This window comes from Rhodococcus sp. NBC_00297, assembly GCF_036173065.1.
Classification (GTDB): Bacteria; Actinomycetota; Actinomycetes; order Mycobacteriales; family Mycobacteriaceae; genus Rhodococcoides.
In genome coordinates this window covers 920,303-943,917 of sequence record NZ_CP108041.1, presented here as the reverse complement: position 1 = coordinate 943,917, position 23,615 = coordinate 920,303, and the positions used below count along the sequence as shown (strand labels likewise).

The following is a 23,615-nucleotide window of genomic DNA, read 5'->3' as shown; positions in this document are numbered from 1 at the left end:
GGGAAGGGTCGATCGAGGCCGTTGTGGTCCCCGACACACCGATCGCTCGACGACCAGGAGGTCACCATGGCAGTCCGCGACACCGACGCACCCGCGGAGAAGGGTCTGGCGCGAACAGCCCAGGCACTGGCCCGCGGCACCGAGAAGTGGTTCCCCGACGCCTACATCTTCGCGCTGGTCGGCGTGCTCGTGGTGGCGATCGCCGCGTTCGCGAACGGATCGTCGCCGCAGAACGTGGTCGACGCGTTCGGCAACGGATTCTGGGACCTGACGGCGTTCACTCTGCAGATGGCCATGGTCGTGCTCACCGGGTACGTCGTGGCCACGTCGCCACCCGTGGCGCGGCTGATCACGAGACTGGCCGCGCTGCCGAACAATCCACGCACGGCGGTCAGCTTCGTCGCGCTCATGTCGTGCTCGGTGTCGTTCCTGAACTGGGGTCTCAGCCTCGTCTTCGGTGGACTGCTCGCTCGTGCCATCGCCCGGCGACGCGATCTGAGCGTCGACTACCGCGCGCTCGGCGCCGCGGCGTTCATGGGCCTGGGCGCGGTGTGGGCACTGGGCATGTCGTCGTCCGCGGCGCAGCTCCAGGCCACCGCGAGCTCGCTCCCGCCGGCCCTGCTCCGCATCACCGGAGTCCTGGACTTCGGCACCACCATCTTCACGTGGCAGTCACTGGTCATGTGCGTGATCATCATCGTGCTGACGGTGATCATCGCGCACCTCTCCGCTCCCACCGGTGCGGCGATCAAGACCGCCGAGGCCATGGACGTGAATCTCGACGACACCATCGCCGAGCCGCCGACGCGCACCCGTCCGGGCGAGTGGCTCGAGTACAGCCGCATCCTCCCGATCCTCGCCGGGGCGATGACGCTGGGATGGCTGGTGTCGCAACTGCTCTCGAAGCCCGTGCTGTCGGTGGTGAGCAGCCTCAACGGCTACCTGCTGGTGTTCCTGATGCTGGGACTCGTGCTGCACGGCACACCGCGACGGTTCCTCGATGCCGTCGCCAAGGCCGTACCCGCCACAGCGGGGATCCTGGTGCAGTTCCCGCTGTACGCCGCGATGGCCGCGATTCTGACCACATCCGAAGGGCGGGGCGGAGTCACGGTGTCCGAGCACCTGGCCACGTTCTTCACCGAGGTCGGCGGTGGCGGAGCCTTCGCTGTGGTCATCGCCGTCTACACCGTGATCCTGGGACTCTTCGTCCCGTCGGGCGGAGGCAAGTGGTTGGTCGAGGCGCCGTACGTCATGCAGTCCGCCACCGACGTGCAGATGAACCTCGGCTGGACCGTGCAGATCTACAACGTGGCCGAGGCGCTACCCAACCTGATCAACCCGTTCTTCATGCTGCCGTTGCTCGCCGTCCTGGGTCTGCGGGCGCGCGATCTCATCGGATTCACGTTCCTGCAGTTTCTCTTCCACTTCCCGGTGGTGCTGCTGCTCGTCTGGCTGCTCGGGACGACGTTCACCTTCGAGCCGCCCGTGATCCCTGCCTGACCGAGCGGTGCGCGCGGCACACCGAGTCGTACTCTGATCGCCATGTCGGAGATCCTGGTGACCGTGTCGGAGTTGTCCGCAGCGCTGACGTCGCCGCGTCCGCCCGTGCTGCTCGACGTCAGGTGGGCACTGGGTGATCCCGACAACCACCAGCACTACCTCGACGCGCACATCCCCGGCGCCGTTTTCGTCGACCTGGGCTCGGAACTCGCCGGTCACGGGGAGCCCACCGAAGGGCGGCACCCCTTGCCCCGACTCGACGATCTGCAGATGTATGCGCGGCGATGGGGCATCGACGCCGACTCGTCCGTCGTCGTCTACGACGCCACCGGCAACATGGCTGCGGCTCGGGCGTGGTGGCTGCTGCGCTGGGCGGGCGTCGAGACTGTGCGCATGCTCGACGGTGGACTCGGCGCGTGGCAGGCGGCCGAACTACCCACGCGGTCGGGCGAGGAGACCGCGCCGCGGGCTGGAGACGTGACGCTGTCCGAGGGCCATCTGCCGACGGTCACGGCAGACGCTGCCGCCACATTCCCCGGTCGACTTCTCGACGCACGTGCGGGGGAGCGGTACCGCGGGGAGGTCGAGCCCGTCGATTCCCGTGCCGGCCACATTCCCGGCGCTCTCAGCGCGCCGACGTCGGACAACGTGACCGTCGACGGGACCTTCGCTGCGCCTGCTGTCCTGCGAGATCGGTTCACGACCATGGGTATTCGACCCGGCGACGAAGTGGCCGTCTACTGCGGATCCGGTGTGACCGCGGCGCACGAGATCGCAGCGCTCGCACTCGCCGGTATCGATGCGGCCTTGTTCCCGGGATCGTGGTCCGCGTGGTCGTCGGACGCCAGGCGACCGGTCGAGACGGGACCGGGCGACTCCTGAACGGCCCGCGATAGGCTGGCCTCGAGCTGGCCCCTATAGCCCAATTGGCAGAGGCAGAGGACTTAAAATCCTTGTGTTCCGGGTTCGAGTCCCGGTGGGGGCACCGACACCGTCCTTCCGTCCTCTCGGCACGTCACGTCGATACGCTCGTCGTGTTTACAGGAACTCCCTACGGGTATCGACCTGACCCAGCGCGGTCGACGCTCTGAGCCGCGCGCTCGTTCCCGGCCGGGCGACGGCCGGAGACCAGGCAACGGCCCGACTGTTCCACGACTCGTCCGGTGTCGGAAAGGGAGAACGCCATGGTGTCGAGAGCAGACGACATGGACCGGACGGCCGACGTCGACGACGTGGTGGCGATTATGCAGAGACGACGCGCTGCCGTACGAGAGAACGCCCCCGCAGAAGAGGTGTTCAGATTGATGGCACTCGAGCGACTGCTCGCCGAGCGTCGTCGAACGGGGGGCGGGCTGCCCGCGACGCTGAGCGATGCGTCATGACCGGGGACATCGGCGTCGAGGTGGACCAGGTGTTCGAGGCCCGGCCGTCACGGGGATCGATGTACATCCCGGTCAACCTCATCCCGTTGCTCAGCGCCCACTTCGCATCGCACCGCGACAGATTGCTCGAATGCGGTGACACCTGGCGCGCCGCGCGAGCGGAGCGAGTGCTCGACGAGTTGGCGAATGCCTTCACCGTGGGCGTGGCCCGATCGGACACCGGAGACGCGGCAACCGACGAGCCCTGAAGGGACTCGTGAAGTCCTGTCCGGGAAGCAATTCGATGACGCTGCGCGGCCGGGGAGGTCCACCGAGGCGTCGGCGCGCTGGTCGAGCGGGTTGGCGTTCCGCCTCGTCGGGTACGCCGGTGGCATGGCAGAGCGCGCTGGTCCTGATGTCGTCGTCTTCGATGTGGTCGGCACACTCGCCGATCTCGAGATCGTCCGCGACAGGTTCACGGCGGCGGCGCCGACATCGTCGTTCGACGGATGGTTCGCGCACCTGTTGCGCGACGGCATGGCGCTGACCCTGTCCGGTGCGTACGAGCCGTTCGCCACAGTGGCATCGTCCGCTCTGCGGGCGTACACCCGTGGGTCCGTCTCCGATGCTGACATCGAGCACATCATCGGAGCGTTCGCGGAGACGACACCGCACCCCGACGTTGTCGCGGCACTCGACGCCGCCATCGCCGGTGGTGCGCGAGTGTTCACCCTGTCGAACGGGAGCGCGGACTCCACAGCAGGGTTCCTCGACCGGGCCGGTGTGTCCGATCGGGTCGAACGAGTGCTCAGCATCGACGACGTCCGCGCGTGGAAGCCGGCAGCAGCGCCGTACGAGCTGGCGGTGTCGAGCGCCGGAGTCACCGCGGACCGGTGCGCGATGGTGGCGGTGCACTCCTGGGACCTTCAGGGCGCCGGACGCGTGGGATTGCGCACCGGATGGTGCCGCCGTGAGGAGAAGGTGCCCACGGCCGCTTTCGGTGAGGCGGACGTGTCAGCCGAGACGCTCGACGGTGTCGTGCGCGCACTGTTCGACTCGACCGACGAGTGAACAGACACCCGCGCAGAGCGAATCCGGTGCACTGAACCGCGTACAGCGCGGACTACTGCACCGGATCCCACCGCCCCATCGATCGCTGGGGCCACCGTGCCGGACTCGTCACGGGTCCACTGGCAGGGTTGCCGTATTCGATTCTGCGAATAGCGTGACTCAGGAGTGGCGGTCGGCGGCGTAGTTCGTCCATTGGCCGCTGGCTCGGAGCGTGTGCTGCGCGACGGTGTGTGCGTTCAGGCCCAGCATCGCGGCGAGTGCGCTCGGTGGGAGCTCTCGGGTGGGGTGGGTGATGGCGGACAGTCTCAGGGCCTGCGGACTGATACCGATGCGACGCATCCGGTTACCGAGCGCCGTCGCCGTGAGTGGCATGTCAGCACGGTGACCGGGGAAGCGCCATGTCTGAGGTATTTGCTCCGCGGTTCCTGCGCGTCGTGGTCGGGGTAGTTGCAGGGCGATCTGGGCGAACGGATCCGGTAGCAGGAGCGTGTCGGCGCTGCCGAGCCGCAGTTCGACCCCGGCGTCGGTTTCGGTGACGTGGGCAGTGGTGAGCCCGGCGATACGAGTCAGTGGTTGGGCGAACAATGCGATCAGAGCGCCGGCGAGCCGGTCGGCGGGGTCCAGCGACTCGTCCTGGACGAGGCGTCGGCAGATCTGCCACCTCTCGTCGTCGCCGGTGGGGACTTCGGCTCGGCCTCGGTAGCTCGAGGGGAGGGTGAGTGTGCGGGGTAGGTGCCGGTTGCGTCGTGCCCACGTCAGGAAGGACCGTACCCGCCAGTGGGCGGCTCCGGGCGTGCTGAACCAGGTGTCGATGCCGTGTTGTGTGCATTCGCCGAGCTCTGTCGAGCGCTGCTGCAGCAGGTCGAGGAACAGTGCCGATTGTCGGATCTGTGAGCGAGCGTTCTGGGCGCCGACACGGCCTTCCCGTTTCTCGGTCGCCGCGCGCAATCTGGGTAGTACGGCCCACTGTGTCCACCTGGTCAGGAGTGCGCGGTGGTTCGGGGTCAGGCTGCTCAGTAGTTGGGGGAGTTGGGCTTCGAGGCGGCGCATGCTGCGGTCGAGGTCCGGGCCGAGGATGCCGGTGGCGACGAGGAGTGAGCGCAGGTGCTCGACCGACTTCGGGTGCGGGAGGGTGTCGAACGAGGTGTGTGTGAGGGCTGTGCTGCCGTCCTGGATGGAGAGCAGCAGGGGTGTGGTGCGGATCAGCCACCGGCGGGTGGTGACGGGTTCGGCGTGCAGGAGCGGCTGCCGCAGCGGTGCGAGGGGGCTGTCGGCATGAGGAGGGATGATCGCGTCGAGGCGGCGGGTCAGTGTGCACCGGTGACAGAGGGTGTCGCCTTCGGCGCTGGTGAGAGCTGATCCTGTTGCAGCGCAACAGGTGCAGGTGCGACGCGCCTTCTGGCGGCACCACCGGCAGGTGTCGTCGTCGTCCAACAGTTTGTCCGGCTTTGTGCAGCCGGCGCACGTGCCGCGGTGCTGCGTGGCTCGTTTTCTGCAGCGGTCGCACACCGTCATGCCGCGAACCTCGGCGGTGGTGCAGATGCGACAACGTCCTGCGATCACTGTCGCCGGATGTCGGCGCGTCGGGGTGTGCGGGTCTTGGCGCGGGTGGTCGCGGCAGCGGTGTCGGGGCGGTGTGTCGATGTTCCGGTCGCGGTCCCTGTGGCGGGTTCGGCGATCGGTTCGATCAGGTCGTTGGGTGTGCAGGTGAGGATGTCGCACAGTGCCATCAGGGTGCGCAGGCTCAGACGTTCGGGTGTCCCGGTGACCAGGCGATACACCTGTGCTTCGGAGAGTGTGATTCCTCGTTCGGCGAGGAGAGGTCCGAGTCCGGTGGTCGCGAAGATGCCCTGGTCGGCCAGGAGGCGGCGCAGGTGCCACTGGTAGTTCAGCTGCGGTTGCGGCATCAGTTCTCCTCGTCGGTGCTCGCGGTGGTAAACGCCCGACTCAGTGCTCGTCGGAGGGCGTTGTTCTTGTAGTCGGTGCCGACGCTGGTGTAGATCGCGGTGGTCGATCCCCAGGAGTGTCCGAGTTGTTGTTGGACGAAGAGGTGATCGAAGCCGTCCTCGAGCAGATGTGTCGCATACGAGTGGCGCAGACAGTGCGGGCCGAGGTGCTTCTCGAGCCCGACGGCGTTGCGGTACTCGGCGAACCGTTGGGAGATCGACACCGCTCCCACCCGTGCGCTGCGCTCAGTGGGCCAGAGGGCGAGCTGATCGGAGCCGTAGAGAGGCCGGATCTCGGTGACCCACTCGTCGACGGCCTCGGCGGCCCACTCCATGGTGGTCAGGACCGTGCGGCGCCGCGGCGGTCCGCCGGAGAGGGCTTTGCCGTGGCGCACCGACAGCGCCCCATAACGGCCGAACTCGGCGGCCGCCGGGTTGGCGGTCCAGTCGACCGTGTCGAGCATCGAGGCCTCCCGGCGGCGCAGACCCCAGGCGTGGATCACCTTGAACAGCGTCGCGTCGCGATAGCTCGCCAGCCATCCCTTGCGACCGGAGGCACCGACCCGGTTCACCTGGGTGTCGCAGTAGTCGAAGAACGCCTGCAGCTCGTCGCGGGTGAGCGGCCGATTCCCGGGTCGCCCTTCGTGCTCGCTGCGGTGCACGACCATGTTCCACTCGTGGAAGATCTGCACCGGGTGCACCCCGAAGTGCCGCTCACAGACCTCGTGCCACCGGTAGCGGACGTCGGAGATGTAGCTGCAGAACAGCGATGCCGCCATCTGATACAACCGCACCGTCGAATGCGCGGCCCCCGACTCCACCAGATGCGTCGTCCACTCCTCGACGTCCGCCGACGACCACTGCCACGGGTAGTCGTTGGTGAAGATCACCAACCGGCGCACGATCTGTGTCCGACGCTCGATGGTCAAGTTCGCGAGCATCCGCGAGCGCTGCTGTTGCTCCCACCCTTCGATCATCGCCGCCAGCACGGTTTCCTCGGGCGCGAGCAGCGACAGGCCGTCTCGCAACAGGTGATCTGCCGACCCCTCGGCGCGAGAAGCGCCGGACCCGACGGTGTCCATGGCCGACATCGCATGAACGTATCATGCATCCAATGCAAGGCGCTGGATGACGTCGATGTATTTGTGGTGATCAACGACTCCGTCGGTCAGGAAGTAGTGACAGCGTCACCGTCACCGTCGACGACCGCGCTTTCGGTTCGAATAGTGTTCGTGGAGAACGTGATCAGGTTGCCGTCGCCGTCGACGGTCGCGAACTCCGTCGTTCCCCAGTCCGTCGCGACGGGGTGGCCGGCGTCTGCTGGGTGCAGGACGCCCGCGCGCGAGAGTTCGTCGTACAGTTCCGTGATCTCGTCGACGGTGATGCGGCAGCTGGCCGTTCCGGCGAGGAAGGTCTCCGCTCCGCTGCACACCGGCCACGGCGCAGGGTCGGTGCGGGTGGTCCAGCTGTCGTCGTCGGAGGCCCACAGGTGGATCTCGACGTCGTCTCGAGTGAGCTTGGCGAAGGTGGGATCGGAGTACTGCGCCGTGAAGCCGAAGGCGCGGGTGTAGACGGCGATCGCGGTCTCGATGTGCCGTACCGGCAGCGCGGGGACCGCTCTGGACATAGCCATGGGCAACACTAACGCCGGCGAACGCCACGAGGGAGTGAACGCTGCCGTGCCTTCGGGGAGTGCGTGCGGGTCGAGGTGCGCTGGTCGCCGCGCGGGCGCTACCGCTCAGTGTTCGACCGGGGCGGCGGGACGCGACCCTTCGCTGCGTTCATCGTTGCAGCGCTTCGTCTTTCGATTGCAGCGACGCGGCGAGTTGGTCGACGGTCGGCAGACCCGCCAGGCCGCGGTCGGTCGAGTAGACGCGGCAGGCGAGTTCGGTCAGTTGCACGGCATCGTCGAAGGCATCGACGCCGTCGATGAGGATGGTCGGTGAGCCGGCGAAGGCCGACGCCGCTGCCTCGGCGTCGGAGGAGATCAGCCGGTGACCGATCTCGATGTCTGACTGTTCGATCAGGCTGGCTGCAGCGCGAACCCGGTCCGCAGCTTCCTGCCAGTTCGGGCACCCGTCGAAGTACAAGATTTCCACCTTCATACGAGCGAGTCTGCCCTCGAATCGGTTGGCGTGCCGGTGCGGCCACAAGGGGCGTCGGTTCATGGTGAGATCGTGTCGGCTGCAACGGGCGGGGCGGCGATCGTGCATCTGATGCTATTCCGCATCCTTCGACCACACCATCGTCGTGATGCAGAACGGATGTCCGGCCGGATCGAGGAGAACAGCCCACCGAGAATCGACCTGCGCTTCGGACTGTCGCGCGCCGCAGGTTTCTGCGTACCGCACCGCGCCGGCCAGGTCGTTGCCCGCGTCGATGTCCAGATGCACCACGGCGGTTCCGGGCCACTCGGGAGGTGTGTACTCCTCGACCTTCTGCGCCACCAGGACGAGCCCCTCATCGGTGCGCATCCCGGACGCCTGGTCGTCACCCCAGAGTCGACGACCACCGAGGAGGGCCAGATAGAACCGAACGAGTTCCTCCGGATCGGCGCAATCCAGAGAGATGCCTGCGGTGCGTAACGGCCCCCTCGTCGTCGGGGCGACGTCGCGTTCGCGCTCCACGACGTACCGCCGTTCGATGCCCGCCGTCCGTCTGCCCCACTCACTCGACGAGACTCGCTCCTGATGTCGTGCGAAGGCGGCGTCGTCGGTGAAGTACTCGTCCACCTGCCACACGAGGGGGTCGTCGCTCTGCTGGACGTCGAAGGACACGCACCCGGGTTCGGCCCGGGTCAGCTCGACATGGCGGGGCAGACACTCCGACACGACGGCCGACTCGGCATCGTCCCGACAGATCAGCTGACCGCTGAGGTGGACGTGCGGGCGCATGCGCTGCTCCTCGTCGATGTGCTGCTGAGGGGTGTTCGACGACGATTTTCTCCTGCGGGCGCGGGAATCCCGGTGTTCGGGAGTGCATGGTTCACCGGCATCACGGCAACGTGTGCCCTGCAGCGCGGAAGAGGCGGTACCACTGCTCCCGGCTCAGAACCACGTCCGAACCGGCGGCAGCTTCCCGCACGCGGCCGGGGTCGGTGGTTCCGAGCACCACTTGAATGTTCGCCGGGTGCCGGGTGATCCACGCGGTGGCGATCGCGGTGGGCGTGGTTCCGAACTGGGAGGCGAGCTCGCGGAGCGCGTCGTCCAGTTCGGGGTAGTTCTCGCGATCACCGAGGAACACGCCGTCCGACGTCCCCTTCTGGAACGGTGACCACGCCTGCAGAGTGACGCCGTTCAGTCGCGCGTGATCGAGCAGACCGTTGTCGCGGTCGACCGACTGCTCGAGCCCGGCGATGTTCGCCGCGAGACCGGCCGCCACGAGCGGTGCATGCGTGATGCTCAGCTGAACCTGGTTCACGATCAGAGGCTGTCGCACCTCGGTCTTCAGCACCTCGATCTGTCCGGGAGTGTGGTTCGAGACTCCGAAATGCCGCACCTTGCCCGCCGTGTGCAGCGTGTCGAAGGCCGCCGCGACTTCGGCCGGCTCCACGAGGGTGTCCGGCCGGTGCAGCAACAGGACGTCGAGGTGATCGGTACGCAAGGCGGCGAGAGACTCGTCGACGGTGGTCAGGATGTGGTCGGACGAGAAGTCGTAGAACCCTTCTCGGATGCCCACCTTGCTCTGGACGATGACGTCGTCTCGATCCGATGCGAACGACACGGCGTCGCCGAACCTGCGCTCGCAGGCGTGACGATCGCTGCCGTAGATGTCCGCGTGGTCGAAGACCGACACTCCCGCATCACGCGCGGTCCCGACGAGTGTTCGAATCTCCTCGTCGCTCAGCGTCTCGATGCGCATGAGGCCGAGCACGACGCTGGACGCGCGGAGATCGGTGCCGGGTAGCTCGTAGGTCTTCATCTGCACCTGACTACCCGCCGCGAACCGCCCGGCGCAACCGTGGAATCGTCAGAAGCCCCCACCCGGCATCGCGCCGCCGCCCATTCCGGTCGACTCCTGTTGCGTGACACTGTTCGCGTAGTCGTTGCTCGGGTCGCGGTAGATGGTGTGGACGTGGCCCCACCCCGAGGTGGTGACGCCCGCGACGTCCGCCCCGGCCGAGCCCTGCTGTGCTGCGAACTCGACGTAGACGTCCGGTCCGCTGATCTGGAAGTGGATTCCGTCGCCCTGGCTCATGTCGTAGGTGGTCGCGCCGGACCAGTTCACGTAGGTCGTGTCGAGCGTCGCCTCGATGGTCGCGAGCGCGTCGGCGGTGGTCTCCTCGTCGGCCATGCCGGCCCAGTTCGCGATGACCTGCAGGAGCAGTTGCTTCTGCTCGTCGGTGAGGTCGGCGCCGGAAAATCCGGTGCCGGTGGGGAAGTCGCAGGTGCTGCCGGGCGCGCACACCATGGCCGCGACGTCCGATCCCTGGTACAGGGTGGTCTTCTGCTCGTCGGTGAGGCTGTCGTAGAAGGCGAAGGCGTCGGTGTAGATGCCGTCGAACGGCTGCACGTCGGTGCCGTCAGCAGTGGTGTACTCGGCGGGTTGGACGCCGAGGTGGGTGGGGGCGAAGGTGACGGCGTCGGCGGCGCCGTCGCGGGTGGCGTTGATGCCGAGGTGGTGTCCGCCGAACTGGATCTCCCAGGCGCTGGTGGCGGACGGGTCGCCGAAGAAGGCGATGTAGTACTGGCCGAGTGAGTCCTCGGTGGAGGTGCTGTTCTCGTGCAGGTACTCGTCGCCGCCCATGATGCCGGTGACGGTCGAGTAGGCGTCGTCGCCGAGCAGCGACTCGAGCACGGTCATGGCGGCGGCGCGCTGCTCGTCGGTGAGGTCGGCGAGGTTCAGGCCGGCGCGGTCGACGAAGGTGACGGGGAAGTTGGACCAGGACGTCGTCTTGGTCTCGTCGTCGTAGGCATAGGTGACCTGCTCGCGCTGCGCGTCGGTGAGCGTCGCCAGGAAAGCCTCGGCGGCCGTGGCGCTGTCGCTGATCGTGGCCGCGGTGGTGGTCGCGCCGTCGGTGACGGAGGCGGTGGACACGGCGGCCTCCTGGCTCGTGGTGGCGGAGGCCGGTGTCGCCGCGTTCTCGGTGGCGGCGCTGCAGCCGCCGAGCAGCAGACTGCCGGCCACGAGAACAGAGGCGAGGGCCGTGCGGCCGCCTCGCGGGAAACCGGCGGGTGTGGGAGTTCTGTAGAACATCATGGGTCGGACGTTACGAATGCTTCCTGCACCCTCGGTGCGAGGACGCTGGACGTTTCCTGTGAACGACCTGCGTAACGATCCCGCACCGATGTGAATCATGGTGCAGATGAGACAGATGGGACTGGGAGACTGCATCGGTGACGACCCTCCGACGCAGGCGACTGTTCGGCCTACCGATGGTGCTTCTCGCCGTGGCGAGCCTGCTCGTCGCCGCCCCGGCGAGCAGTGCTACCGCTCCAGCGGAATGGACCTACACGATGGTCGCGTTCAGCAATGCCAGCGACCGTGACCTCGACGTGTATCGGTCGTCGGACGGGACCACGTTCACGCCGGAGCGTACGTCCGCGTTCCGACCGCCGTCGGGACTGATGCGGGACCCCAGCATCTTTCGCCACATCGACGGGTCGTACCGCCTCACCTACACGACGGCCGACGGTGCGAACATCGGCTTCGCTCGCAGCCCGGACCGGGTGAACTGGACGTTCACAGGTACCCAGCCGGTGCCGTTCTGTTGCGCGTTCATGCCCGGCACCGGAGACGGCAAGGGCCCACGCATCCCGTTCTTCTCCGAGTCGGCAGGCTTCGCCGACGGCCCGTCGCTGTCGCCGTTCGTCACCAAGGCCTGGGCTCCGGAATGGTTCGTCGACGGCGACAGGGTGCACGTCGTCCTGTCGTTGTCGACCGGTGGCGGATTCGTGCCGTACCTGATGACGGCGCTCGACGCGTCCCTGAGTTCGTGGAGCCTCCCGGTGCCGCTCGACGGGATCGGAGCCGACCACATCGACACCACCATCGTGAAGGTCGGGGAGACCTATCACGCGTTCACGAAGAACGAGACGAAGAAGTTCATCGAACACGCGGTGGCGCCGACGGTGACGGGGCCCTACCGCTTCGTCGCGCCCGGCGCGTGGGGTTCCATGGTCGAGGGTCCGGCTCTGGTCCAGCTGCCGAACGACGTGTGGCGCATCTACCTCGATGCCTACATCGACGGGAAGTACCTGTACTCCGACAGCACGGACGGTCTCGCCACATGGTCCCCGGTGCAGGAGCTGCCCGGGGTGTCCGGAACCGCGCGGCACTTCGGTGTGATGCGAGAACCCGCGTGATCCGCACCGGACGTCGCTGACGACGTGGGACGAGTCGTCGCCGCGGGACTCACCGGTGTCCTGCTCGGTCTGCTGCCCGGGCTGCTGTGGATCGTGTCCGCCTTCGTCGGTCTGCCGCCCGACGCGTCCGTGGCGTTCCCCGTGGACGGGTTGCTCATCCTCTACGTGGGGAGCGTCGCGGCGGCATACGTTCTCGCGCTGCTCGCCGTGTTCCTGACGCTGAGGCTGACCTCCGATCCTCTGGTCCGGCGCACGACGACGGCGGTGGCAGTGGCGCTTCCCCTCGGCGCGGTGGTCGCGACGGCGGCCGCACTGGGAGCAGGCCTGCTGTTCTCCTTCGACGCGTCCGTGACCATGTGGTCCGCCCTGACGATCGTCGTCGTGCTCGTCCTCGCGAGCACCTTCGCCGGCGCACGACGCTGGGCGCACACCGACCGGTGAACGCCGCGCGGACCCAGCGTCGTCAGGGCTTGCCGCGTGCCGGGGTCTGGTACGCGACGCCGTGCCGGAGCGGCGTGTGGTCGGTGGGGGAGTGCTCCGGACCGACGTTCGACTGCCGCGGGGTGTCCGACACCTCGGGAGCGGCGGACGGGTCCCCTCCGGAGGGTTCGGCTCCGGCGCGCAGTTCGCCGAGACGAGCAGTGAGAATCTGAAGCACCTGAGGGCGGTTCGCCGCATCGCGCTCGTGAGCGATCAGCCGCTCCATCTGATCCTGATCGAGCGATCGGCAACGGTGCTGAATGGTCCCCACCGTGAGCTGGTCGTAGTGGGGTAGTGGTGTGGTCGCGTCGTCTGCAGTCATGGGTGCGGCCTACCCGAGCTGTCACGCCACAAACGAGGGTGATCAGTCAGCGATTGCCATTACCGTTCCCGGAGTTACCGTTGCCGTTCCCGGGATTGCCGTTGCCCGAGTTGCCGTTCCCGGAATTGCCGTTGCCAGAGTTGCCGTTCCCGGAGTTGCCGTTGCCGGGTGCTGCGGGTTGCGGAACGACGGGTGCGGGAGCGACCGTCGTCGTCTCGACGACTGGTGGCGCGACCTCCGGGACCGTCTCGGGAACCGGGACAGGGGTGGCCGTCGGCTCCGACGTCGTCTCGACCACCACGGACGTGCTCGGCAGCGGCGGCTCCGTCGTCGGTTCACCGTCCGACCCCGCTCCGCGGATCGCGAGCACCGTGACGAGCGCCGCGCAGATTCCCAGCGCGGCGAGTACCCACGGCACGGCGGATCGACGGCCCGACACGACGGCGGCCGGCGTCGCCATCGGGGTCGCGAGGACCGCGGTGTCGGTGTCCTCGGTGAGGGTGTGCAGCCGGTGAGCCACGTCGGCGGCGGTCGGGCGCGCCGTCGGCGTCCGGGAAGTCATGTCGGTCAGCAGCGACACCCACGTAGGCCCGAGTTCGACGGGGATCACCGGGTCGCGATGCAGACGGGCTATCGCGGCGGCGATCGCGCTGCCCTCGAACACCATTCGTCCCGTGAGGCACTCGGTCAGGACAAGGCCCAGCGAGTAGACGTCGGAGGCCGGCCCCGTCGCCTCGCCGGTCGCCTGCTCCGGGCTGAGGTAGTGCGCCGTCCCGACGGCGGTGCCGTGCTCGGTCATCGGGTCGGAGTCGACGATGCGCGCGATACCGAAGTCGGTGAGCTTCGCTCGCAGTCCCGCGTCGTCGTCGCGGGTGATCAGGATGTTGGCAGGCTTGACGTCGCGGTGGACGATGCCCGACGCGTGGATGTGTGCCAGTGCCTGCGCCACCTGGTGGCCTATCTGCCGGATCACCTCGGGCGGCAGGGTGCCGCCCGCGCGGAACGTGGACAGCGTGGTGCCGTCCACGAACTCCATCACCAGGTAGGGCCCGTCGTAACCGACGACGTCGGACTCGGAGCCGGCGTCGTGGAGCGTGACCAGGCCGGGGTGGGTCAGCGACGCGAGGGTGCGCATCTCGCTGTCGATGCGTCGACGGTCGTGCGGCGTGTGGTCGTCGCTGCGGAACAACTTCACCGCCACGGCCCGGCCCAGCGTCCGATCGGTCGCCCGGAACACGTCCGAGACGCCACCGCGGCCCAGGACAGGTCCGAGGAGGTAGCGACCGGCGACGATGCGGGGTGCGGCCACCTGCTCAGCCATTCATCGCACCTGTCGACCGGTTCACCATGGGCATTGATCCTAGGGCGGGTCGGCCATTGGTCACGCAGAGCCGCGATGTCCGACTCGAACGGAACTCGAGGCACACTGTGTGGCCGGGTGGGGACGTCGGAGCAGTTGTGGATCGGAAAGGGCATGTGGTGGACGCACCCCCTCTTCTTCCCGGACCGATCGACACCGTCTATCAGCCCATCGTCGATCTGAGGAATCGCTCGATCGTCGGCTACGAGGCTTTGACCAGGCCGGCGTCCGGCGGCTCACCCGAGGACTTGTTCGCCGAGGCCGAGCGCCGGGGTGTGACCGCCGAGTTCGATTGGCTCTGCCGCGTGTCCGCAGTGCGCGGCGCAGCGGAAGCGGGACTCCCGAGTGAACTGGCGTTGTTCGTGAACTCCGAACCCGCCGCCCTGGACGCCCCACCGCCGGACTTCGCACGCGGTGCGCTCGTGGACGCCGCCGACCAGTCCATCGTCGTGGAGATCACCGAGCGTGACCTGATGGCGGATCCGGCCGGAATACTGCGTGCGGTCGCGCACGCCCGAGACCTGGGGTGGCGTATCGCCGTCGACGACGTGGGGGCGGACTCGTCGAGCCTCGCGCTGCTGGCGTTGCTGCGACCGGACGTCGTCAAGCTGGAGATGCGCCTGGTCCAGCAACCGTCCACGCCGGAGACGATCGCGCTCCTCGCCGCGGTGGCCGCGGAGACCGCGCGAACGGGCTCCGTCGTCGTCGCCGAGGGAATCGAGAATGCTGCGCACGAGGCCCGCGCCCTCGAGCTCGGTGCCTCGTGGGGGCAGGGCTGGTACTTCGGCGCGCCCGGCCCGCTACCGCGTTTCGACGCCGTGCCGCGTCGACCGCATCCAGGGCTGGCCGGCCCCGCTGTGACGGTGCGTGCCCCGGTGGCCGTGACACCCTTCGGGCTCACTCACGGCCGTGGGCCCGCGGTGCGGACCACCCCGGCCGCGCTGGCCGACCTGGAGGCGGATCTGCTCCGTCGTGCCCTGGAGTGTGGGCCGACGTCGCTGGTGCTCGTCACGGTCCCGGAGCCGGAGACGATGATCGGGACTCGGCGGCAGCTGCTCGATCAGCTGTCCGAGCGAAGTGCTCTGACCGTGCTGTTCACCGCGGGAGACGCGCGATCGCTGGCCGGCCACCATCGCGTCGTCGTGATCGGACAGAGCGAGCCGCTGGCGAGAGAACACTCGATCGTGGTGGTGGACCCGGAATTCGCCGCGGCGCTGACCGCGGTGCCGTGCACCGCGGACGGGGAGCCGTGTGTGGAGTATCGACTCACCCGCGACCGTGATCAGGTGCTCGACGCGGCCACGCTGCTTCTGCACCGGGTGCCGCCGCGCTGAGCGAACCTCGGGCTACATCTGCACGCCGGCGATCTTCTGCACTCCGCCCCGGCCGTCGAAGGCGAGTTGGCGGAAGGCCACCTTCTCGATGAAGAAGCGGTCGTGGCTCACCACCACGACGGCCCCGGGGAACGCCGTCAGCGCTCGCTCGAGGACGTGCGCGCTCGGGAGGTCGAGATGGTTGGTCGGCTCGTCCAGCACGATGACGCCGGCTCCGAACAGGAGACACTGGGCCAACGCGACGCGTGCCTGTTGACCTCCGGACAGCGTTCCGATGCGCTGCTTCTGTTCGGCCTCGGAGAACTGCAGCAGAGCGAGGAAGCGCGCCACGTCCTTCCGGGTCGCGGTCAGTGCCAGACTGTCCGGCATCGCGTTGACCGCGTGCGTGACGGTGTCGTCCGGATCGAGGTTCGCGAGCACCGTGTTGTAGTGAATGAACGCGGGCGCCTTGACCTTCCACTTCACCGTTCCTGAGTCGGCGGGTGCGAGCCCGGTCAGCACGTCGAGGAGCGTGGACTTCCCGCAGCCGTTGGGGCCGGTGATCGCGATGCGGTCGCCCCGATGGATCTCGAAGGAGAGATCCGCGAACAGTGGATCGCCGCCGTGCCCCTTCGTGACGCCGTCGACGACGCAGAGGTCGTCGTGCACGTGCAGTCCGCCGTAGATCGACGTGATGATCTGATCGACCGGTCGAGGGGTCTTGCTCTTCTTGATCGACGCCAGTCGCCGCTTCAGTACGCCGCTCGGATTCTTCGCGGCTTCCTTCCGGTCGGTGATCGCGTCCTGCTCGTAGGCCAGGAGTTGCTGCTCGGTGCTGAACTCCTTCTCGAGGTTCTTCAGTCGGAACTGCTTCTGCTGCACGTACTCCGAGTAGCTCCCGTCGTAGGTGTGCAACCGGTTGTTCTCGATCTCGACGATGGTGGTCACCACCTGCTCGAGAAAATGGCGATCGTGGGAGACGAGGAGCAGTGCGCCGCGGAAGTCACGGAGCCACCGCTCGAGCCACGTGATCCCGGCGACGTCGAGGAAGTTGGTCGGCTCGTCCAGAAGGAGGACGTCGGGCGATTCCAGGACGATGCGGGCCAGCGCGGCTCGGTTGCGCCATCCACCGGACAGCTTGTCCACCGGCAGTTCTCGACGCTCGGCGTCGAAACCCAGCATCGACAGGGCGGTGTCGATCTGCTGGTGGTACGTCCATCCACCGCCGACCTCCATCTGCTCGAGCAGCTCGGCCTGGCGGTCGACGAGGCGGTACATCTCCTTCTCGTCGATGTCGCCTCCGAGCGCCGTCTCGACCTCGGCCAGTTCGGTCTCCACCGCCCTGATGTCCCCGAAGAGCGACTCGAGCTCGGCGGTGATGCTGCGATCGCCGTCGAGCTCGGAGAACTGGGAGAAGTAGCCGATCCGAGCACCCTCGGTGACGTCCACCGTGCCGGAGTCCGGCGCGACGCGACCCAGGAGCAGCTGCAGGAGCGTGGTCTTGCCCGACCCGTTACGGCCGGTGAGGCCCACCCTGTCTCCGTCGGAGAGACGGAAGAACACCTCGCGGAGAACGACTTTCTGCTCGTACCCGGCGGTGACGTCGTTCATGCGAATCCAGCTCATCGCGACGACGCTACCGGGAGCCGCCGTCGGTCAGGTGACGGGAAGGGTGGCCACGATCTTTCCGCGGTTGCCGCCGGCGGACATCGTCGACAGCGCCTCGGGGATCTCGTCGAAGGTGATGGTGCGGCCGACGACGGGACGGATCGCCCCGTTCTCGATCAGGGCGGCGATCTCCCGTAGCTGACCGCCGTCCGCGTGCATGAACAGGAATTCGTACGACACATCGGCTTTCGCCGCCTGTCGACGAATCTTCCGGCTGATCACCGCGATGGCCGTGCGGACGACGATGTTCAGGCCTGCGTCGGAGGCGAAGGCGGGGTCCGGCGGGCCGGTGATCCCGATGGCCTTGCCGCCTCGCTTCAACACGCGGAGCGACGTCTCGAGTGTCTCACCGCCGACGCTGTCGAGCACGAGGTCGACGCCGAACAGGGTGTCGAGATCGTCGGTGTGGTAATCGATCACGACGTCGGCGCCCAGTTCCCGCAGGAAGTCGGCGTTGCGCGCACTGGCCGTGGTCACCACGGTCGCTCCCAGATGTTTCGCGAGCTGGACGGCGATGGTGCCCACACCACCGGCCCCCGCATGGATCAGCACCGTCTGACCTGCCTGCAGACCGCCTCGCTCGACCAACGCCTGCCACGCGGTGAGCGCGACGAGGGGCAGCGACCCGGCCTCGGCCATGCTGATGCCGGCCGGTTTCGGTGCCACGTCGGACTCGGGAACGGCGATGCGCTCGGCGAAGGTGCCGATGTGATCGGTCGGTGGCCGCGACCAGACCTCGTCCCCCGGTGCGAAGGACCGCACCGCCGAGCCGACTGCGAGAACGGTGCCGGCGACGTCGTGACCGAGTGTGCGGGGAAGGGTGTACGGAAGTATCTGTGTGAACTCGCCGAGACGGATCTTCTCGTCGAGCACGTTGAGACCGGCCGCCTCCACTCGGATCAGGACGTCGTGATCACCGACGGTCGGCTCCGGAACATCCCGTTCGACGAGAGGGTGCTTGTAGCGGGTGAGGACGAGTGCGCGCATCGTGAGTCTCCTGTTTCTCTCGGCCGGTCGAATCAGACTGTGGTGGGCCGGGATCCGGGGTACAGGGCGTCGAGTGGTCCGGCCAGTGCGGCCTTGGCGCCGACGGTCAGCTCGTCGGCGAGCACCTCCGTCTCACCCGCCTCGACTCCGTCCAGAACGGCCGCGACGAGCTGCTCGGTCGTCAACTTCGGCCCGTCTGCGCCCGCCGCCATCGCGGTGTCGACGTACCCCATGTGCACACCGGTGACGAGCACGCCCCGGGGCGCCAGTTCGAGACGCAGGGAATTGGTGGCCGCCCAGAGGGCCGCCTTGGACGCGCTGTACGCGCCACCGAAGTGGTACCAGCTGGCGACCGAGTGCACGTCGATCAGCACGCCCGCGCCGTGAGCTATCAGTGCCGGCGCGAAAGCTCGCGCCACGAGCAGGGGACCGAAGAAGTTCACCTCCATGGTGGCGCGGATGTCGGCGACCTCGACGTCGAGCAGGCTGGCGCCGGGCGGAAGTGCGCCCGCGTTGTTGATCAGCACCGTGACGTCCGCGGCCTGTGCGGCGGCGGCCTCGACGGACGCGGGGTCGGTCACGTCCAGGGTGACGGGAACGATGCGGTCGTCGTCCCAGTCGCGCGGCGTCCGGGCGCTGGCGTACACCTTGGCGGCGCCGCGGGCGAGGGCATCGTGGACGAACTGCGTACCGATGCCACCGTTGGCTCCGGTGACGAGGACGACGGATCCGGCGAGAGCGGTCATGACGAGCTCGATTCTGTGAGGTTATATGACTGTACTCAGAACCGAGTATGGTCATGTTTTGTTCCGCGCTGCGGCACCGCCGTCGTTCCCGCGTGACAAGACTCGCACCCCCCTCGGGGGTAGTCCGCGCCCCGTGCGGGGTACACCCCGCTGGTGACGAGACGAGTGACGTTCAAGCGATCCGTCGCGCAGGCGATGGCCTTGTTCGCGGTGCTGGGCCTGTTCTGGGCGCTCGTCGGTGCACGCCTCGACCAGGATCATCCGTTGCGCACCATGGTCGTGGTCGGCTGCAGTGTGATCGGCGCCGGGTGGTTGTTGCTCGCCGTGGTCGTCGTCGTTCGTCTCCGGCGTCTCCGCGCGCGTCGTGATGCGGTGAGCGACACCTGACGCAGCGACGTCAGGGCGCGGTCGTGAGATCGCGTATCAGGGCGTCGACGATGCTGACGCAAGGTCGGTCGCGCGGACGCACCACGTCGACGGGCCGTCCCGCGACCTCGAACCGCTCGATGTCGTGCCGTCCCGCCATGCGCGCCGGCGGAGTCGGAGAGTCCTTCGGCCGCCGCATCCGGCGGTCGGCCCGAGCCTCGGACGCCATCGTCCGCTTCGCCGTCGCCCGCAGTTACAGCGCCACCGCGCGCATCTGCCACGGCGCCATGAAAAAGTCTCCTGGTCGGTGATCGTCCGGCGGCCATCGTGTCACGAGAGGAAAGCCCGTGAACGTCATCCGAACTCCCGTCGCGGTCACCGGATCGACCGGCGCACTCGGCGGCGCCGTCGCCGCGTCGCTCGCCGCCGCGGGCGCGTCGCAGCGTCTGCTGGTGCGGAACGCCGGTCGCGCGCCGTCACACCCGGGTGCCGACGTCGCGCAGTGTTCCTACTCGGACGCGACCGCCGCGGTGCAGGCACTCGCCGGGATCGAGGTCCTGTTCATGGTCTCGGCCTCCGAGAGCGCCGATCGTGTCGACCAGCAGAGGACGTTCGTCGACTCGGCGGTCGCCGCCGGCGTGCGCCACATCGTCTACACGTCGTTCGTCGGCGCCGCGCCGGACGCCGTCTTCACCCTGGCCCGAGATCACCACGCCACGGAGAGTCACATCCGGTCCACGGGTATCGGGTTCACGTTCCTCCGGGACAACTTCTACCTCGACGTCATGGAGCACTTCGTGGGGGAGGACGGTGTTCTGCGCGGACCGGCGGGGGAGGGGCGTGCCGCGCTCGTCGCCCGCGTCGACGTAGCGCGCACCGCTGCGGCGGTGCTGAGCGACCCTGCCCGTCACATCGGCCGGACCTACGATCTGACCGGGCCCGAGGCGCTGTCGATGACGGAGGTGGCCGCCACACTGTCCGACGTCCGGGGAGTCGACGTGCGGTTTCACGACGAGACGGTGGCGGAGGCCTACGAGTCGAGGGCACGATGGGCGGCACCCGCCTGGCAGAACGACGCGTGGGTGTCGACGTACACGGCCATCGCCTCGGGAGCTCTCGCCGACGTCTCGGGTGACGTGGAGGAGATCACCGGACGCCGACCGCTCTCGTTCCGGGAGTTTCTCACCGTCGGCTGAGCACGAGCACGGTCGGTATAGTGCACTGCATAGAACGAGAGGAATCCCATGCCCAGGCAGAGCACCGCCCGTACCGACATGTTGCGCAGCGCGGCGCTGCTGTTCCGGGAGAAGGGTGTCGAGGCCACCTCGGTGGCCGACGTCATCGAGCATGCCCATGCGCCGCGCGGGTCGATCTACCACCACTTTCCCGGAGGGCGCCCGCAGCTCGTCGAGGAAGCGACACGGGGCGCGGGTGACTTCATGGGATCGATGATCTCGGCGGGTCTCGCGTCGCGGGGACCCGAGCACACCATGGCCTCCATCGTCGGGTCGTTCCGTGACCAACTCGTCGCGACGGATCACGTCGCGGGGTGTCCCGTCGGTGCGGCGGCCGTCGAGGGGCCCAACACCCCGGGTGCCCGTGACGCGGCAGGTGCGGCCTTCACGTCGTGGGAGAAGATCATCGCGGACTCTCTGTGCGAGCGCGGTGTCGCTCGTGACGACGCGGAACGCGGTGCGACCCTTGCCCTGTCGGCCATCGAGGGCGCCCTCCTCATGTGCAAGGCGCAACGGAGCACGCGGCCGCTCGACGTCGTCGAGGAGTGGCTCGTCGGCATGATGGCCGACCTGCTGGGCACCGCCTCTCGGTGAACTGCGCCGCACGGCGCGGAGCCTTGTTAGTGTCGGTCGAATGTTCGTCCCGTTCAGTGTCACCGACTTCCTCGACCGCGCCGCCGCCGTGTACGGAGACCGGGTCGGGTTCGTCGACGAGCCCGATCAGCCCGCTCCGAGCCTCGGATCGCCGACCTATGCCGAGATGGCGGACCTCGCCCGGCGGCAGGCCGCGAAACTCGACGATCTGGGTATCGAGCGTGGCGATCGAGTGGCGATCGTCAGCCACAACGCGGGCCGTCTGCTCACGTCGTTCTACGGAATCAGTGGCTGGGGCCGCGTCATCGTTCCCGTCAATTTTAGACTCCGGCCGGACGAGGTGCGGTACATCATCGAGGACTCCGGTGCGCGCGTGCTCTACATCGATCCGGAGCTGAAGGACTCGCTCGGCGACGTCGAGTGCGAACACGTCGTCGTTCTCGGTGACGACCAGAATCTGTACGCTCCGCCGGGATCCACTCCGGCACCGTGGGATCCGGACGAGAACGCAACCGCTGCCATCAATTACACGTCGGGGACCACGGCTCGCCCCAAGGGTGTCCAGATCACGCACCGCAACATCTGGGTCAACGCGGTCACCTTCGGCATGCACGTCGGCGTCAGCGATCGCGACGTCTACCTCCACACCCTGCCCATGTTCCACGCGAACGGCTGGGGACAGCCGTTCGCGATGACGGGAGTCGGTGCGCAGCACATCGTCCTGCGCAAGGTCGACGGCGCCGAGATCCTGCGCCGCGTGCGCGATCACGGCGTGACGGTGATGTGTGCGGCCCCCGCCGTCGCGGCAGCCGTGCTCGATGCCGCGCAGACGTGGGAGGGCGAGATCCCCGGCCGGGATCGGGTGCGCATCATCATGGCCGGTGCGCCGCCACCGACGAAGACGGTTGCGCGCGTGGAGCGAGAACTGGGGTGGGAGTTCATCCAGATCTACGGGCTCACCGAGACGTCCCCTCTGCTGACCGTCAACCGCACTCGCCAGGAGTGGGACGATCTGGAACCCGAGAAGCGTGCCGCGAAGCTCACTCGGGCCGGCGCCCCCGCACTGGGTGTCCGACTCGACGTCGACCCGACCGGCGAGGTGTTGGCGCGATCCAACGTCGTCATGGAGGGCTACTGGGGGCGGCCCGAGGAGAGCGCCAGAACGTTGGACGGCGGCTGGTTCCACACCGGTGACGGCGGCCTCATCGGCGACGACGGCTATCTCACCATCGCCGACCGCAAGAAGGACGTGATCATCACCGGCGGCGAGAACGTCTCGTCCATCGAGGTCGAGGACTGCCTCTTCTCCCATCCCTCGGTGAGCGAGGTCGCCGTCATCGGGGTGCCGAGCGAGAAGTGGGGCGAGACGATCAAGGCCCTGGTGGTGCTCGCGCCGGACGTGGACGCCGGCCCGGAGACGGAGGTCGACCTCATCGCGTGGTGCAAGCAGCGACTGGCCGGGTACAAGGCGCCGACCACCGTGGAGTTCCGGGACGAGCTGGCGCGCACGGCCACCGGCAAGCTGCAGAAGTTCAAGTTACGCACGCCCTACTGGGACGGGCTGGACCGCGAGGTCAACTGACTCGCCGGAGCCGATCTCTCAGGGAGGCTGTTTACACTCGGGGACTCGACCACTCTCCGACTCTCCGACGGGATCTCACCGATGACGATGTCCTCGCTGTCCGACGACGACGTCGACGTGGACCGTCCGTCTCGCGGAACCCCGGCGCGCGTGCTGCCGTGGGTCCTGCTGATCGGCGGGGTCGTCGGATTCGCGGCCGCCTGTGTGCTGACCTACGAGAAGATACGACTGACGGCGGACCCGTCGTACGCGCCGACGTGCAACCTCAACGCCGTGGTCAACTGCGGCTCGGTCATGGCATCACGCCAGGCGGCCGTCCTCGGATTCCCCAACTCCTTCATGGGGGTGGGCGGCTTCGCCATCGTCGCCATGGTGGGCGTCGCCCTGCTGATGCGCACGCGTCTCGATCGGTGGTTCTGGGCAGGGCTGCAGGTGGGGGTCACCGCGGCCGTCGCCTTCGTGCACTGGCTCATCGTGCAGAGCCTGTACGAGATCGGTGCGCTCTGCCCGTACTGCATGGTGGTGTGGGCCGTCACGGTGCCCGTCTTCTGGTACGTGACGGTGGTGAACGTGTCGGCTCTGGCGGGACCGGGCCGGACGAGAGACCTGCTGACGCGGTACCACGCCGTCCCCCTCGTCCTCTGGTATCTCGTGCTGGCAGGACTCGTCGTGCAGAGGTTCGTGCTCGGCTGACCGGGGTCGGTGCGCTACTCTGCGCGCAGTGATCTCTTCATGATGTCCTGACCAGGCCCTGTGGCTCCGACCGAGCGCACTCCGTG

At 67.9% G+C, this 23,615-nt stretch carries 27 protein-coding genes and 1 tRNA gene; 15 read left to right on the top strand and 13 right to left on the bottom strand.

Annotated elements, in window-relative coordinates; all coding sequences use genetic code 11:
* The first annotated feature begins 66 nt into the window (after positions 1–66).
* The 6 genes from OG947_RS04435 (at position 67) to OG947_RS04410 (ending at position 3,932) form a co-directional block, all read left to right on the top strand.
* Complete coding sequence (locus OG947_RS04435; protein WP_056447560.1) at positions 67–1,500, top strand: short-chain fatty acid transporter; 1,434 nt, start codon at positions 67–69, stop codon at positions 1,498–1,500.
* A gap of 42 nt (positions 1,501–1,542) precedes the next feature.
* The gene (locus tag OG947_RS04430; protein WP_328813206.1) at positions 1,543–2,382 is read left to right on the top strand and encodes a sulfurtransferase; all 840 of its coding nucleotides are present in this window, start codon (positions 1,543–1,545) and stop codon (positions 2,380–2,382) included.
* A 29-nt stretch (positions 2,383–2,411) separates the two neighbouring features.
* A tRNA-Leu gene (locus OG947_RS04425) sits at positions 2,412–2,485 on the top strand.
* Positions 2,486–2,684: 199 nt separating this feature from the next.
* Positions 2,685–2,882, top strand: a complete 198-nt coding sequence (locus OG947_RS04420; protein WP_156380409.1) for a hypothetical protein — start codon at positions 2,685–2,687, stop codon at positions 2,880–2,882.
* The gene (locus OG947_RS04415; RefSeq protein WP_328813205.1) at positions 2,879–3,130 is read left to right on the top strand and encodes a hypothetical protein; all 252 of its coding nucleotides are present in this window, start codon (positions 2,879–2,881) and stop codon (positions 3,128–3,130) included. The genes OG947_RS04420 and OG947_RS04415 overlap by 4 nt, the downstream gene beginning before the upstream one ends.
* 124 nt (positions 3,131–3,254) lie before the next feature.
* A complete protein-coding gene (locus OG947_RS04410) occupies positions 3,255–3,932 on the top strand; it encodes a haloacid dehalogenase type II (RefSeq protein WP_328813204.1) in 678 nt (225 codons plus the stop codon).
* 159 nt (positions 3,933–4,091) lie between these two features.
* Here OG947_RS04410 and OG947_RS04405 read toward each other — a convergent pair whose 3' ends face one another.
* From OG947_RS04405 to OG947_RS04370, 8 genes are all read right to left on the bottom strand, one after another.
* Complete coding sequence (locus OG947_RS04405; protein ID WP_328813203.1) at positions 4,092–5,366, bottom strand: hypothetical protein; 1,275 nt, start codon at positions 5,364–5,366, stop codon at positions 4,092–4,094.
* A gap of 125 nt (positions 5,367–5,491) precedes the next feature.
* Entirely contained in the window at positions 5,492–5,839 is a 348-nt protein-coding gene (locus tag OG947_RS04400) for a helix-turn-helix domain-containing protein (RefSeq protein WP_222650177.1), read from the bottom strand.
* Positions 5,839–6,969, bottom strand: a complete 1,131-nt coding sequence (locus tag OG947_RS04395; protein WP_328813202.1) for a tyrosine-type recombinase/integrase — start codon at positions 6,967–6,969, stop codon at positions 5,839–5,841. Before OG947_RS04395 ends, OG947_RS04400 begins: the two co-directional genes overlap by 1 nt.
* A gap of 77 nt (positions 6,970–7,046) precedes the next feature.
* The gene (locus OG947_RS04390) at positions 7,047–7,511 is read right to left on the bottom strand and encodes a VOC family protein (protein WP_094689020.1); all 465 of its coding nucleotides are present in this window, start codon (positions 7,509–7,511) and stop codon (positions 7,047–7,049) included.
* 148 nt (positions 7,512–7,659) lie between these two features.
* Entirely contained in the window at positions 7,660–7,983 is a 324-nt protein-coding gene (locus OG947_RS04385; protein WP_222650178.1) for an alkylmercury lyase, read from the bottom strand.
* 114 nt (positions 7,984–8,097) lie between these two features.
* Positions 8,098–8,772 carry a VOC family protein gene (locus OG947_RS04380; RefSeq protein ID WP_328813201.1) on the bottom strand — a complete coding sequence of 225 codons (675 nt, stop codon included), beginning with the start codon at positions 8,770–8,772 and terminating at the stop codon, positions 8,098–8,100.
* Between the two features lie 100 nt (positions 8,773–8,872).
* The gene (locus OG947_RS04375) at positions 8,873–9,799 is read right to left on the bottom strand and encodes an aldo/keto reductase (protein ID WP_222638281.1); all 927 of its coding nucleotides are present in this window, start codon (positions 9,797–9,799) and stop codon (positions 8,873–8,875) included.
* A gap of 48 nt (positions 9,800–9,847) precedes the next feature.
* Complete coding sequence (locus OG947_RS04370) at positions 9,848–11,077, bottom strand: DUF3500 domain-containing protein (RefSeq protein ID WP_442973086.1); 1,230 nt, start codon at positions 11,075–11,077, stop codon at positions 9,848–9,850.
* Positions 11,078–11,253: 176 nt separating this feature from the next.
* On the opposite strand from OG947_RS04370, the gene OG947_RS04365 reads away from it, so the two are divergent.
* Together OG947_RS04365 and OG947_RS04360 are read left to right on the top strand one after the other, a co-directional pair.
* Complete coding sequence (locus OG947_RS04365) at positions 11,254–12,183, top strand: glycoside hydrolase family 43 protein (RefSeq protein ID WP_328813965.1); 930 nt, start codon at positions 11,254–11,256, stop codon at positions 12,181–12,183.
* Positions 12,184–12,207: 24 nt separating this feature from the next.
* Positions 12,208–12,624 carry a hypothetical protein gene (locus OG947_RS04360; protein ID WP_027504051.1) on the top strand — a complete coding sequence of 139 codons (417 nt, stop codon included), beginning with the start codon at positions 12,208–12,210 and terminating at the stop codon, positions 12,622–12,624.
* A 22-nt stretch (positions 12,625–12,646) separates the two neighbouring features.
* On the opposite strand, the gene OG947_RS04355 is transcribed toward OG947_RS04360, so the two are convergent.
* Both OG947_RS04355 and OG947_RS04350 read right to left on the bottom strand, forming a co-directional pair.
* Entirely contained in the window at positions 12,647–12,985 is a 339-nt protein-coding gene (locus OG947_RS04355; protein ID WP_328813200.1) for a hypothetical protein, read from the bottom strand.
* A 46-nt stretch (positions 12,986–13,031) separates the two neighbouring features.
* Positions 13,032–14,306 (bottom strand): serine/threonine-protein kinase, encoded by a 1,275-nt coding sequence (locus OG947_RS04350; protein ID WP_056447133.1) that lies wholly within the window; start codon positions 14,304–14,306, stop codon positions 13,032–13,034.
* A gap of 158 nt (positions 14,307–14,464) precedes the next feature.
* Here OG947_RS04350 and OG947_RS04345 point away from each other — a divergent pair, with 158 nt between their 5' ends.
* Positions 14,465–15,679, top strand: coding sequence for an EAL domain-containing protein (locus tag OG947_RS04345; RefSeq protein WP_328813199.1), 1,215 nt, complete (start codon positions 14,465–14,467; stop codon positions 15,677–15,679).
* Positions 15,680–15,691: 12 nt separating this feature from the next.
* Here OG947_RS04345 and OG947_RS04340 read toward each other — a convergent pair whose 3' ends face one another.
* From OG947_RS04340 to OG947_RS04330, 3 genes are read right to left on the bottom strand one after another with little or no spacing between them, the layout of a single operon-like run.
* Positions 15,692–17,284 carry an ABC-F family ATP-binding cassette domain-containing protein gene (locus OG947_RS04340; RefSeq protein WP_261769691.1) on the bottom strand — a complete coding sequence of 531 codons (1,593 nt, stop codon included), beginning with the start codon at positions 17,282–17,284 and terminating at the stop codon, positions 15,692–15,694.
* 30 nt (positions 17,285–17,314) lie between these two features.
* Complete coding sequence (locus tag OG947_RS04335) at positions 17,315–18,313, bottom strand: NADP-dependent oxidoreductase (protein ID WP_328813198.1); 999 nt, start codon at positions 18,311–18,313, stop codon at positions 17,315–17,317.
* 32 nt (positions 18,314–18,345) lie between these two features.
* Positions 18,346–19,059 carry an SDR family oxidoreductase gene (locus tag OG947_RS04330; protein WP_328813197.1) on the bottom strand — a complete coding sequence of 238 codons (714 nt, stop codon included), beginning with the start codon at positions 19,057–19,059 and terminating at the stop codon, positions 18,346–18,348.
* 153 nt (positions 19,060–19,212) lie between these two features.
* On the opposite strand from OG947_RS04330, the gene OG947_RS04325 reads away from it, so the two are divergent.
* From OG947_RS04325 to OG947_RS04300, 6 genes are all read left to right on the top strand, one after another.
* Complete coding sequence (locus OG947_RS04325; protein ID WP_155956902.1) at positions 19,213–19,446, top strand: hypothetical protein; 234 nt, start codon at positions 19,213–19,215, stop codon at positions 19,444–19,446.
* 23 nt (positions 19,447–19,469) lie between these two features.
* Complete coding sequence (locus OG947_RS04320) at positions 19,470–19,736, top strand: hypothetical protein (protein WP_222638275.1); 267 nt, start codon at positions 19,470–19,472, stop codon at positions 19,734–19,736.
* A gap of 36 nt (positions 19,737–19,772) precedes the next feature.
* The gene (locus OG947_RS04315) at positions 19,773–20,621 is read left to right on the top strand and encodes an SDR family oxidoreductase (protein ID WP_222638274.1); all 849 of its coding nucleotides are present in this window, start codon (positions 19,773–19,775) and stop codon (positions 20,619–20,621) included.
* A gap of 48 nt (positions 20,622–20,669) precedes the next feature.
* Positions 20,670–21,254, top strand: coding sequence for a TetR/AcrR family transcriptional regulator (locus tag OG947_RS04310; protein ID WP_027504042.1), 585 nt, complete (start codon positions 20,670–20,672; stop codon positions 21,252–21,254).
* A gap of 40 nt (positions 21,255–21,294) precedes the next feature.
* Entirely contained in the window at positions 21,295–22,836 is a 1,542-nt protein-coding gene (locus OG947_RS04305) for an AMP-binding protein (protein WP_328813196.1), read from the top strand.
* Between the two features lie 81 nt (positions 22,837–22,917).
* Positions 22,918–23,529: a vitamin K epoxide reductase family protein gene (locus tag OG947_RS04300; protein WP_082544607.1), complete on the top strand. Its 612-nt coding sequence runs from the start codon at positions 22,918–22,920 to the stop codon at positions 23,527–23,529.
* The last annotated feature ends 86 nt before the right edge of the window (positions 23,530–23,615 follow it).